At 65.3% G+C, this 12,265-nt stretch carries 10 protein-coding genes; 6 read left to right on the plus strand and 4 right to left on the minus strand.

Features of this window, described 5'->3' with window-relative positions:
* Positions 1–87 precede the first annotated feature (87 nt).
* The 4 genes from tsaE (at position 88) to DEIDE_RS13270 (ending at position 4,896) form a co-directional block, all read left to right on the plus strand.
* A complete protein-coding gene (tsaE, locus tag DEIDE_RS13255; RefSeq protein ID WP_041227286.1) occupies positions 88–534 on the plus strand; it encodes a tRNA (adenosine(37)-N6)-threonylcarbamoyltransferase complex ATPase subunit type 1 TsaE in 447 nt (148 codons plus the stop codon).
* 240 nt (positions 535–774) lie between these two features.
* Positions 775–1,977: an acetate kinase gene (locus tag DEIDE_RS13260; RefSeq protein WP_012694477.1), complete on the plus strand. Its 1,203-nt coding sequence runs from the start codon at positions 775–777 to the stop codon at positions 1,975–1,977.
* Positions 1,974–4,091 (plus strand): phosphate acetyltransferase, encoded by a 2,118-nt coding sequence (pta, locus tag DEIDE_RS13265; protein WP_012694478.1) that lies wholly within the window; start codon positions 1,974–1,976, stop codon positions 4,089–4,091. The genes DEIDE_RS13260 and pta overlap by 4 nt, the downstream gene beginning before the upstream one ends.
* 55 nt (positions 4,092–4,146) lie before the next feature.
* Positions 4,147–4,896 carry a hypothetical protein gene (locus DEIDE_RS13270; RefSeq protein WP_041227287.1) on the plus strand — a complete coding sequence of 250 codons (750 nt, stop codon included), beginning with the start codon at positions 4,147–4,149 and terminating at the stop codon, positions 4,894–4,896.
* A gap of 218 nt (positions 4,897–5,114) precedes the next feature.
* Here DEIDE_RS13270 and DEIDE_RS13275 read toward each other — a convergent pair whose 3' ends face one another.
* The 4 genes from DEIDE_RS13275 to ddrC form a co-directional block, all read right to left on the minus strand.
* The gene (locus tag DEIDE_RS13275; protein WP_012694480.1) at positions 5,115–6,497 is read right to left on the minus strand and encodes an SAM-dependent methyltransferase; all 1,383 of its coding nucleotides are present in this window, start codon (positions 6,495–6,497) and stop codon (positions 5,115–5,117) included.
* Positions 6,498–6,791: 294 nt separating this feature from the next.
* Positions 6,792–7,898 (minus strand): LptF/LptG family permease, encoded by a 1,107-nt coding sequence (locus DEIDE_RS13280; RefSeq protein ID WP_012694481.1) that lies wholly within the window; start codon positions 7,896–7,898, stop codon positions 6,792–6,794.
* A 25-nt stretch (positions 7,899–7,923) separates the two neighbouring features.
* Entirely contained in the window at positions 7,924–8,967 is a 1,044-nt protein-coding gene (locus DEIDE_RS13285) for an LptF/LptG family permease (RefSeq protein WP_012694482.1), read from the minus strand.
* Positions 8,968–9,051: 84 nt separating this feature from the next.
* A complete protein-coding gene (gene ddrC / locus DEIDE_RS13290) occupies positions 9,052–9,750 on the minus strand; it encodes a DNA damage response protein DdrC (protein ID WP_012694483.1) in 699 nt (232 codons plus the stop codon).
* A gap of 568 nt (positions 9,751–10,318) precedes the next feature.
* Between ddrC and der the strand changes: the two genes are divergently transcribed.
* Together der and DEIDE_RS13300 are read left to right on the plus strand one after the other, a co-directional pair.
* The gene (der, locus tag DEIDE_RS13295; protein ID WP_012694484.1) at positions 10,319–11,644 is read left to right on the plus strand and encodes a ribosome biogenesis GTPase Der; all 1,326 of its coding nucleotides are present in this window, start codon (positions 10,319–10,321) and stop codon (positions 11,642–11,644) included.
* 195 nt (positions 11,645–11,839) lie between these two features.
* Positions 11,840–12,214, plus strand: a complete 375-nt coding sequence (locus DEIDE_RS13300; protein WP_202796667.1) for a thioredoxin domain-containing protein — start codon at positions 11,840–11,842, stop codon at positions 12,212–12,214.
* Positions 12,215–12,265: the final 51 nt, after the last annotated feature.

Consider the following 12,265-nt stretch of genomic DNA (forward strand, 5'->3'; position numbering starts at 1 on the left):
TGACATTGTGACTGCCGGACAGGGAAACTGTGGCCCAACCCGGCGCAGATGTCTGCCACGGGGGCTGGCCGTGCCTTACCCTGAGGCATGTCCCGGCCCTTTCCTCTGCAGCCCGGCGAAATGCGTGATCTGTATGGTGTGTATGAGCAGCATGCCCTGGGTGCCGCCCTGGCCGAGTCCCTGCCTCCGGGCGCAGTGCTGTTTCTGGAAGGTGAACTCGGCGCCGGCAAGACGACCCTGACGCAGGGACTCGTGGGTGCGCTGGGCTTCCGTGAACCGGTGACCAGCCCCACCTACGCCCTGATCAACGCCTATCCCACCCCGGCGGGACAGGTGCTGCACGTCGATGCTTACCGCGTGCGTGACGTCAACGAGCTGTACGAGATGGATCTCGAAGACCTGATCAGCACATCGCGGCTGAGCGTTATCGAATGGGGAGAAGGGCTGTACCTGGACTATCCCCAGGCCCCCATCCTGCACCTGGCCCACGTGGACGGACAGCCGGACCTGCGCCGGGTGACGCGCAAGCGCTGACAGAGAGGCGCTCAAGAGACGGCCCGGCTTCCGGGCTCAGACCTACAGGTCGCCTCGTCTGCTCCAGGAGAGAGCCGAAGCGTACACCGCCGGTTCTGGGCCGGGTGACGCAGTTCGCCGGGCTGCAACGTTCGCAGAGCGGTGCGTCAACTGAAAGGCCAGGAACCTGCAGGGAGCCTATGAGCGCAGCTTTGCCTGTTTCACGCTCTTGACCGGCACTCTTCCGGTCACAATAGGCAGATGTTGACCCTGGTCCTGAATTGCGGATCCAGCAGCGTAAAGTTTGCGCTGCTGGACCTTTCCGCAAATCTGACGCTGCTCTCCGGTCTGGCCGAGCGACTGGGATCAACCGGTGCCGTGGCGACCCTCAGCCGCGGTGAGAACAGGCGCAGCGTGCCGGTTCCGGACGGCAGCTACGCCGGGGCCTTCGAGGTCGTGCGTGCCGAACTCGGTGCCCTGGGGGTCCGCGAGCAGGTCCGCGCCGTGGGGCACCGCGTGGTCCACGGTGGTGAACGCTTCAGCGCGCCAGCACTTATTGACGCCAAAGTGATGGCGGCCATCCGCGCATGCGTTCCTCTGGCGCCGCTACATAACCCTGCGAACATCGCTGGGATCGAAGCGGCTCAGGAGGCTTTTGGCCAGCTGCCTCATGTGGCGGTGTTTGATACCGCGTTTCATCAGACCATGCCGGATGTCGCCTTCCGTTACGCGGTGCCTGAATCCTGGTATGCCCAGCATGGCGTGCGGCGCTACGGGTTTCACGGCACCAGCCACGCCTATGTGGCTGCAGAGGCGGCCCGGATGCTGGGAATGCCACTGGACGCGCTGAATCTAGTGACTGCTCACCTGGGCAACGGCTGCAGCGTGGCGGCGGTCCAGGGTGGGCGCAGCATAGACACCAGCATGGGCCTCACACCGCTTGAAGGCCTGATCATGGGCACCCGGAGCGGAGATGTGGACCCTGGCCTACACGAATTCATGGCCCGTCAGGCGGGGCTGAGCCTGACCCAGGTCACAGCCGCCCTGAACAAGGAAAGCGGACTGAGCGGTCTGTCCGGCGGGCTGGGAAGCGACATGCGTGAACTGGAAGCCGCAGCCGGGCGCGGGCATACCGGCGCGCGCCTGGCGGTTGCCGCTTTCGTGTACCGGCTGGCCAAGGGTGTCGCAGGCATGGCAGTCGCGCTGGGCCACCTGGACGCCCTGGTGTTTACCGGCGGCATCGGCGAGAACAGCGCCACCATCCGGGCAGCCACGCTGGAGCGGCTGGGGGTGCTGGGCTTCAGGCTGGACCAGCAGGCCAACGCGCAGGCCGTCCGGGGTCAGCCCGGACTGATCTCGGCGGCTGGCAGCGTCCCGGCGCTGGTGGTCAATACCAACGAGGAACTGAGCATCGCGCGCCAGACCCGGCAGGTGCTGGCCGCACAGACAGGAGATCAGGCATGAAAACCCTTTTTGTCGCGCCCACCCGCAACGGCGTGGGTCTGTCCAGCACAGCGCTGGGATTGATGCGTGCCCTGGAGCGCCAGGGCCTCAAGGTGGCCTTCCTCAAGCCCATCGCCCAGACCCACGAGGCCGACACTGATGACAGCGTCCATTTCGCGCGCGTGCTGGCTCATGCGGTGACGCCTGAACCTATTCCTCTGGCAGTCGCCGAAGAGCAGCTCAGCCTCGGCGGCAGCGAGGAACTGATGGAAAACGTCATCGCCCTCGCTCGGGAAGCCAGTTTGACCGGGCCAGACGGAGTGGCCACGGATGTCCTGATCGCCGAGGGTCTGGCCCTGAACGAGCGCAATCTGTACGCCGGCGCCCTCAACGCCAGTCTGGCGCGCAACCTGGAGGCCGAGACGGTGCTGGTGTCGAGCCTCTCGGAAGTGACACCGGGGGTCCTGGCCGACGAACTGGAAATTGCCGCGCAGTCCTACCGCCGCAGCGATGGAAGCGGGCTGGCGGGTTACGTCCTAAATTTCGCGCCCACCGAGCTGGATTTCGGCAGCCTGATGGCTGAGCTGCGTGCCCGCAGCCGGGTGCTGGCCAGCGGTGAACTGCCGCTGCTGGGTGTGGTGTCGGTCTCCCCTGGTCTGGCTGCGCCGCGCACGCTGGACGTCGCCCGCTATCTGGGAGCCGAGGTAATCAATGAGGGCGAAGCCCGCCTCCGCCGTGTCACCAGCACGGTGGTCACTGCCAGGACCGTACCCAAGATGGCCAGCTTATTTACACCCGGCGCCCTGGTGGTCACGCCCGGTGACCGGGAAGATGTGGTGATGGCCGCTTCACTGGCGCACCTCAGTGGCGTACCCCTGGCAGGATTGATGTTCACCTCCGGTAGCGCTCCTGAAGACAGCATTGAGCGGCTGTGCCGCGCGGCGCTGAGCAGCAACCTGCCGGTGCTGCGGGTGGCCACCAACTCGTTTCACACGGCTTCGAATCTCTCACGCATGGACCCGCGCGTACCTCACGACGACACCGAGCGCATGGACCGCATGCTGGAGTTTATTGCTGACCGGCTCGACACTGTTCCACTGGGCACACGGCTGCGCACGCCGCAAGAAGGCCGCGAACGCCGGCTGCCGCCCAGTGCCTTCCGCTACGAACTGATTCAGAAGGCCCGCGCAGCAAACAAGCGCATCGTGCTGCCAGAGGGCGACGAGCCACGGACCGTGAGGGCAGCCATCCGCTGCATTGAAAAAGGTATTGCCCGCTGCGTGCTGCTGGCCAAACCCGACAGGGTGCGGCAGGTGGCCGAGGGCCAGGGCCTGAGCCTGCCCGAGGGCCTGGAAGTGCTGGACCCCGACAGCATCCGGGGGCGGTACGTGGAACCCATGGTTGAACTGCGGCGCCACAAGGGCCTGACTGCCCCCCAGGCTGAAGCACAGCTGGAAGACACGGTGGTACTGGGCACCATGATGCTGGCGCTGGACGAGGTAGACGGACTGGTATCCGGTGCGGTGCACACCACCGCCAACACCGTGCGCCCGGCGCTTCAGCTGATCAAGACCGCGCCCGGCGCGCAGCTGGTCAGCAGCATCTTTTTCATGCTGATGCCCGAGCAGGTGCTGGTGTACGGCGACGCCGCCATCAATCCCAACCCCAACGCCCAGGAACTGGCCGACATTGCCCTGCAAAGTGCCGAAAGTGCCCGGGCCTTCGGGATTCCGGTGCGGGTGGCCATGCTGTCCTACAGCACCGGCGAGAGCGGCAGCGGCGAGGACGTGGAGAAGGTCAAGGAGGCCACCCGGCTGGTGCGCGAGCGGCACCCGGACATTCTGGTGGACGGTCCTCTTCAGTACGACGCGGCGTCGGTGCTGAACGTGGGCCAGCAGAAAGCACCGAATTCCCCGGTGGCCGGACGGGCCACGGTATTTATCTTCCCGGACCTGAACACCGGGAACACCACCTACAAGGCCGTGCAGCGCAGCGCCGGGGTGGTGGCAGTGGGGCCCATGCTGCAGGGACTGCGCAAGCCGGTCAACGACCTGTCGCGCGGCGCGTTGGTCGATGACATCGTGTTCACGATCGCCCTGACGGCCATTCAGGCAACGCAGGGGCGCGATGCTTAACCAGATTGCCCCCTCTGAGTCACCGGGACCCACCGCGCTGCCTTTAGCATGAGGAATGGCTGACTCCAGCCCCGGTGACCACATCAGCGTTCCCCGGCATCAGCAGACCTGCCTGAGCGCCGTGAACGTGCCTGGAGGTCTGGGATACGTGCTGGACAGCGTGCCCTACGGTTTCCCTGCTCTTGCTGGTGTGTCCGCGCAGATTCTGGCGCAGCGTCATGCAGCGGCCCTGGGCTTCAGGGAGCTGCGACCGGGCGCCCAGCCAGACCTCCGGGCCAGGCAGGCGGCCGCCCTTGCCGTGGCACTCGCAGAGCTTGCCTCAGGTCAGCAGCTGACCACGGCAGCCCGGCAGATTTTGCAGGCCCGGCATCCGGTGAGCGGCCCGGAGGTCACGGTCCGCACGGACGGCAGCGCTGACAAACAGACGGGCGCCCTGAGTCTGGGTTACCAGTTGAACGACCAGCCGTATGCCCTGAGCCTGCGGGGCGTGACCGGTCACGAAGAGCTCGCGGAACGTGAGGCCATCCGGATGGCCCTGGCGCACGCCCGGGTCCTTGGGTACACGCGCTTCCACGTGCAGAGCGACCATATGTTCCATGTCCGGCGTTACGACGAGGCCCTGATCCACCGGGGCCGGCGCAAATCCAGTTCGCTGGAACGCCTCGATGCCCTCGTCGATGACCTTGGGCCGCAGGTGACGTTCGAGTATGTCAGCAGCCTGAATACGGGTGCGCCACACCGCATGGCGCTGCACGCCCTGGCCCTCGACCGGCTCGCACGCGGGGAGCCTCTCTCCCGTGCTTAGGGGGTAGCATTGCGGCGCGTTCACTACGCACTGAAATCGGGAGGCGACGTCCTGTACTGAGGCTGAATGTGACCGGCTCGGTTGGTCAAGGAGGACAGAAGCTGGTCCAACGTTCGCCTTTTTAAGACTGCAACTGTGGCAGGGCTGCGAAACTGCGGCTCAGCAACCTGCCTGGAACGCTCCTACCCTGTGCAGGGTTTCAGGCAGTCACCCGCCTTTCAGCTGTACAGGTCCGCACGGCTCAGGGGCAGATGCGCGCTGCGTTCTGCATCCGGCTTGGCCAGCAGGCTTTGAAACAGGGTCAGGTGCCCTTTCTGGAAGTAGTACCCGCAGGCGCCCAGGTAGATGCGCCACAGGCGGAACCGCTCTGTGCCCAGGGCAGCCAGGGCCTCTTCACGGTGCTGTTCCAGGTTGGCTGCCCAGTGACCCACCGTCAGGGCATAGTGTTCGCGCAGGTTCTCCACGTCCCGCACCTCGAACAGTGCTTCCGAGGCATGCTTGAGGGTCTCCCACACCGGCAGCAGCTCCCCGTCTGGGAATACGTATTTGCGCGCGAAATTGCCACTTTGCAGCCACATGGGCACCCGCGCCTGTCCCAGTCCGTCGCCGATGGCGTGGTTGAGCATCAGCCCGCCGGGCTTCAGGGCCGCGTAGGCCGCACGGAAGTACGTGGGCATGTTCTTGCGTCCCACGTGCTCGGCCATGCCAATGCTGCTGATCTTGTCAAAGGCCCCCTCGCCTTTGGCCAGCACGTCGCGGTAATCACGCAATTCCAGGGTGACCTGACCTTCCAGACCTGCGGCCGCCACCCGTGCACGCGCCTCATGCAGCTGCGCTTCGCTGAGGGTCACGCCCAGCACCTGCACGCCGTACTTCTGCGCCGCGTAGATGGCCAGGCCACCCCAGCCGCAGCCGATGTCGAGCAGACGCTCACCCTGTTGCAGGCGCAGTTTCCGGCAGATGTAATCGAGCTTGGCTTCCTGCGCCTGATCCAGCGTTTCCTGCCCCGTGGGGAAATAGGCGCAGGAGTACACCATGCGCTGGTCCAGCCACAGTTTGTAGAAGTCGTTGGACACGTCGTAGTGATACGTGATGGCCTGCCGGTCGCGTTCACGGCTGTGCTGCGGTCCTTCCAGGGTTGCTGTCACCGGAGCTGGCGCGGCGCCCGCATGCCGGCGCAGAAGCTGCACGTCCCGGGCCATGGTCGCCAGTGCCGCCGCTGAAAAGGAGCCTTCAAAATCGTCCGCCAGTCCTGCAACCGCGCCGATATCTCCCTCGATCTCGAAGTCGCCGCGCAGGTACGCCTCGCCCAGGGCAAGATCCACCGGTAACCTCATCATTCGTCCCAGCGCCTGATCACTGTTCAGTATCAGTCGGGCCCGCGGCGGAGTCTGCCCCCCTAGCAGCACTGTGCCGTCCCAGAGCACCAGCTCAAAGGCCCGTTTGTCGGGGAGGACGGTACCCAGCAAACGCAGGCTGGCGTCACGAACCTCGTGCGGGGTGGGGGCAGGTCGGGAAGCCTGACGGGCCGCAAGGGCAGCCGCGCCAAGCCCGGCAGCAGCCAGGAGCGCCCGGCGCCCGGTGATGGGAGAAGAAGTCATGTTGCCGACAGAATAGGGAGACGAAGGAATGGATACCAGCGCATCCCGGCTGGGAAGTGTTCATGTGCAGCTGACCTGAGTTCTGGAACAGGAAGGTCAGGTGTGGTGTGCTGGCCTCCACACACCAAAAGGCTCCACACCTTCAGCTTGTTCGTTTCAGGTTTGCTTCACCCTGCAGTCAATATTGCCGTGCAGCTCTGCACTCAGCATTCCTCTGACGCAGAGGCTGGCTCCAGCGAACAGCCTGACCGGTGGTTTGCCGTACCGCTGCCTCCGCACTTGTTCAACTCCCGCCTAACGGCGCCCAGCCAGTTTCAGCAGCACTGCTCCCGCCACAACCGCAATCAGGTCGGGGGCATAGGCCGCCAGCACACCTGGAATCGCGCCGTTCTCGCCCATGATCCGGAACACGCTCCAGGTGGCGTAGTACGCGAAGGCCAGCAGCAGCGCCCACACCAGCCCGAGGTCACGGCCACTCTGGAAGGTAAACACGGCCAGACTCACGGCAAAAAAAGCCAGCGCCAGGGCTGCGAGCGGCTCGGCGAACTTCTGGTGCAGCGCAGTGAACTCCGCGGGCGCCTGGATGTGCTGCTGGCGGTAGGAGTTGGTGCGCGCCAGCAGCTCCCGAAGCGGCAGATAGTTGGCCTTCAGCGCCTTGCCGCCCGTGTCCAGGTCAGCCTGCACGTCCTGAACCGGCAGCGTGCCGCGCTCGAAGCTCAGGATGGTGACGGGGCGGCCATCCTGATAGGTGACACGCTGGCCGCCCTGAAGTTCCAGCACATTGCTGCCGGATTTCAGGCGGCCTTCCCGGGCGGTGATCACCTCGCGCGGCACCGACCCGCCCTGCATGGTCACGATCCGCAGATCGCGCAGTTCGCCGCCGGCCCTGACTTCTCCCACACTGATTGCGCGGCCGAGCGCGTCGCGCAGCACCAGGCTCTGCCCGCCCGGTTCCTGCGCGCCCAGCCCAATAACACGGGGATTGTCGAACACGATTTCCTGCTTGACCTTGCGCTCCTCGATCTTGGTACGGGGCAGCAGACCCTCTCCGATCAGAAAGGCCAGCACCGTGACTCCCAGGCCCAGCAGCAGCACGGGCCGGTACAGCCGGCGAGCCGGAATTCCGCTGGCCAGCGCGGCCTTGAGTTCCGAGTCGCTGCTCAGGCGCGAAAGGCCCAGCAGGGTGGCAAACATCAGCGCGATCGGCAGCGCACGCGCGGCGGCTTCCGGAACATTGAGCGCCAGCACGCGGGCCACCAGCAGGGGCCGGGCCCCCTTGGCGAGCAGCGGCGCAATCACTTCCTGCAATGCTGCCAGCACAAACAGCACGATGACGGAAGCCAGCGCTCCGACCAGCAGCGGCAGGATCTCAGCGAGGACATAGCGCTCGAAACGCTTCACGCCGGTCCCCGTAAACAGCCCAGGTTCATCTGAGCCTCCAGGCGAGCACGCCTGCCAGCAGCAGGAATGTCAGGTTGGGCAGCCACGCGGCCAGGGCGGGATCCATGGCGCCGGCCCGGGCCAGTTGCGGCGCGGTGGACCACAGGATGTAAAAGGAGGCGATGAACACCAGCACGGCCGCGAAAGCCGTGGCCCGGCTGCGGATCAGCAGGCCCAGGGCGCCGGCGGCCAGCGCAAACACCACTGGCGTGACCGGATCAGCCACCCGTGTGGCCAGCTGATACTGGTAATCCCGGCGCTGGGCGGGGCTGAGCTCCCGCTTGAGTCCTGCGCGCAGCTGGGCATTACTGAGCTGCTTGCCCTCGGCAGGTGGGGGTTGCAGTGTGTCGCGCTGTGGCAGCACCAGGGCTCCGGTTTTCTGACGGGGAGGCTGACCGGGGCGCACCACCCAGGCGTTCTGCAGGGTCCAGGTCCGTGCCTTGGCGTCCCAGACCCCACTGGTCGCCGTCAGGGTTTCCTCGCCGCGCTGCACCATCACGCCGGTCAGTTCGGCGCGGTCGCCTCCTTTGGCGTTTACTATCCGGCTGGCGTAGTACAGCGCACCGGCCGGAGCAAAGGTGTAGTGCTCCTGGGTGGGCGGGGGCGGCGTCTGCTCGTAAATGCGGTACCACGCACGGTCCCACTGTTTAAGCCCGGCCGGCACCAGGGTGCCGGCGTTATATCCGGCAATCAGCCCCACCACAGCGAAGGGTGCCAGCAGCGGCCACACAAGACTCAGGGGCCGCACTCCGGCCGCCAGGATGGCCTTGAACTCGCTGTCGCGCTGCATGCGGGAAAAGGCCAGCAGAATGGCAAACGGTACCGCCAGGACCAGGGTGCGGTTCAGAATGGTCGGCAGAATAGCGCCGAACGCCGCCACGGCCTTCCACAGCGGCGGATCATAGGTCAGCAGTTTGGCCACGGTGGTACTGAGCACATCCGTCATCTGCAGGGTCAGGAACAGCGCAGCGCCCGCCGCGTACCAGCGCAGCACCTCGCGCAGCACGAAGCGGGTCAGGATGGACGGCACACGTGCGATTCTAGCGGGCGCGGATGAGGGCGGTACAACAAAGAAGGCCCCCGCCGGTGGGGGCAGGGGCCTGGCTCAGAGACTTTAACCGGTCTGGGTGGTCAGTGGCATCTCCCAGCCGAGGCGTTCGCGGCGGGCCACCTGCTCGTGCACGCGCAGAATCGCAGCGTTGCCATGCGCGCCGTGTTCCTGAATGGCGCGGGCGGTGGCAGTGTCCAGGTAGGCCATGCGCAGCAGTTCGGTGCTGTTCAGGCCGTCGCGGGTCTGCTTGACCCCACGCTCGCGGCGGATGGTCGCGCTGTCCGTGCCCAGGACGCTGCGGTTGCTGATGCTGCCCAGCTGACCGTAAACCTGTCCGGAACCGCCGTGACGCGAGACGGTGCTGAGCAGTTCACGCCGGGCATGGGTGCTTTCCAGGCGGGCGGCCAGCCAGCGCCGGGCTTCGGGGTCGGGGTTGCGCTCGGCTATCTGGGCGCTCAGGCGCACGTCGCCCTGCATGGCGCGCGACAGCAGGGTCTGAGCGCGCTTGCGCCAGCGTCTGGCCTCAATGGTGTCGAGGACAAAGGCCAGACGGGTGAACTCGTCGGGGTGCAGGGTGGGCTCGGGACCGGCCCCGAAGTCGCGCAGGGGGCTGGTGAGCTGATGGGTGTGGGCAAACTCGTCCCACTGTTCGGGAGTTTCGAGGCCCAGATGGGCCAGGGCGGTCGTGGCGTGCAGCAGGCCGTCCGCACTGACGGGCAGCCTGACGTTGCCAAAGTCAAGGGTGTTAGGAAGGCTCTTCATACGTAAAAGTATAGCATAGATTATGCTAAAAACATAATCTCGAGGCAAGAATCGAAAGACTGTTTTCGCGCTGCCAGCCTTGCTTCAGAGGCTGCTCAACGCTGTGGCGAAGTCATGCTCCTCTCCGTTTTACGCTCTACAGACAGTTCCGGTAAGGAAGGTCAGATTGACAGCCAGGCCTGAACCGGAAGATTCCCTTGAGTGCAGCAGCCAGCAGTCTCAGCCTCCGCACGACTGGACCTTTCCCATGCTCTGCCATCAGCGCACTCTCCAATTTCAGACCAGGCCTGAAGGTTCTGACGGGCCCGTGCCTTTTTCCTGCTCATCCCCTGCCCACCCAGGTGAGCTATGCTTTTTCTTCTATGGCCCGGGCTGTCACCGTGACGGCGGGCATCGGCGCGTTCGCCCCTGACGCCGGGGTAGTCGCGACACCGTAAAGGAGCGTCTTTCATGCACCTAGACTTCCGTCTACCGGCCCACGTGTGCCGGGTGCGCCTTCAGGCTTCTGTCTGGGCGCCGCCTCTTTCACCCGACCTGCTCGCCACCCTGACGGGTGTGGAGGCTTCTCATGCATAAAGTTGCCATTGTCGGCCGACCCAACGTTGGCAAATCCAGCCTGTTCAACCGCCTCATCGGCCGCCGCGAAGCCGTGGTCGCTGACTTCCCCGGCGTCACCCGCGACGCCAAGGAAGGGCTGATGCTGTACCACAACCACCGCATTACCCTGGTGGACACCGGTGGCCTGTGGAGCGGCGACGAGTGGGAAGCCGCCATCCGCGAGAAAGCCGAGTGGGCCATGGAAGGCGCGCAGGCCGTGGTCTTTGTTCTCGACCCCCGCGAGGGCCTGAGCGCCGCCGACTACGAGGTGGCCGACTGGCTGCGCCGCGTTGGCAAACCCGTGATCGTGGTGGCCAACAAGATCGACAGCCCCAAGCATGAGGTTTATTTGGCCGAACTGTGGGGCCTGGGCTTCGGCGACCCCGTGGCCATCAGCGCTGAGCACGCCCGGGGCCTGGACGAACTGCTCGACCGCGTCATGACCCACCTGCCGGCCGACGACGAGGACGTGCCGGAAGTTGCGCCCATCCGCATCTCGCTGATCGGGCGGCCCAACGTGGGCAAATCCAGCCTGCTCAACGCCATCACCAACACCGACCGCGCCATCGTGGCCGACCAGCCCGGCACCACCCGCGACAGCCTGGATGTGGAGTGGGATTTCGGTGGCCAGCGCTTTGTTCTCGTGGACACCGCCGGTATCCGCAAGAAGCCGGACACGGCCATCGAGGACTACGCTATCCAGCGCTCGCAGGCTGCCATCCAGCGCAGTGACCTGATCTGGCTGGTCGTGAACGCGACCGACATGGGCGACCATGAACTCAAGCTGGCTAACCTGGCGTACGAGAGCGGTAAGCCGGTGATCGTGGTGGTCAACAAGTGGGACCTGGTGCCGGACGAGGAACTCAAGCGCACCGAGAAGGACCTGAACCAGAAACTGCACCATATTTCCTTTGCGCCGCGCGTATATACCAGCGCAATCAACGATTACGGCATTCACGAGATGCTGGCCGAGGCCATGAAACTGCACGACAAGTGGCAGAGCCGCATTCCGACCAGTGAACTCAACCGCTGGCTGGAAGTCTGGCAGATGCGACAGGCTGTGCCGAACTTCCACGGTAAGAAGCTCAAGATGTACTTCATGACGCAGGTAGAGACTGCGCCGCCTACCTTCGCGATCTTCTGCAACCGCGCCGACTTCGTGACCCGCGCCTACGAGGGCTACCTGCAAAACCGCATCCGCGAGGACCTGCAGCTTGCTGGCGTGCCCGTACGGCTCAAGTGGAACGAAAAGGGCCCCTACAAGCGCGGCAAGAAGGACGAGGACAGCGAGGACTGAACTGCAGCTGGCCACTGAGTACTGAGTTGCAGCTGGCCCAGGCTGAGGGAATAAGCGAGTTCCTGAGCCTTCCGGTTCCACCTGATGACGGCGCCTGCGCGCATCTGGCTGGCCTTTTCCTCCCGTCCGTGCCCCTGGCAGGAACCGATGGCCTTAACCACGACCTCTCCGCCTTGCCGGGGAGGTCGGTTCTGTGTGTATCCGCGCATGGCGCGTCCTGGCGTCCCCATGCCGGACGACCGGGACCTGATTCTCGGAGCCTGGGGGTGTTCGCCGCAGTCTTTGTGCCTTCCGGGACATCACGCCGAGTTGCAGGCTGCTGGAGCGCGGGGCTTTGGCCTGAGCGTCCAGAACACGGCAGAGCAGCAGGAGGCCGCTGCGCGGCTGCACCTCCCCTTCCCGCTCCACTCGGATACAGAGAGGCTCTCTCCGCCGAATTTCCGGCTGCCAACCTTCGAAGCCGGTGGAAGCACGCTGCTGCGCCGCGTCACCCTGATCCTGCGTGGCGGTACGGTAGAATATGTGTTCTCTCCGGTGTTTCCCCGGACCGCAATGCAGCAGAGGTGCTGACGTGCCCTGGAGCCCATCGACACTCCTGAAGCACAACGGATGGCGGGCCCT

Origin of the sequence: Deinococcus deserti VCD115 (genome assembly GCF_000020685.1) — a bacterium.
Classification (GTDB): domain Bacteria; phylum Deinococcota; class Deinococci; order Deinococcales; family Deinococcaceae; genus Deinococcus; species Deinococcus deserti.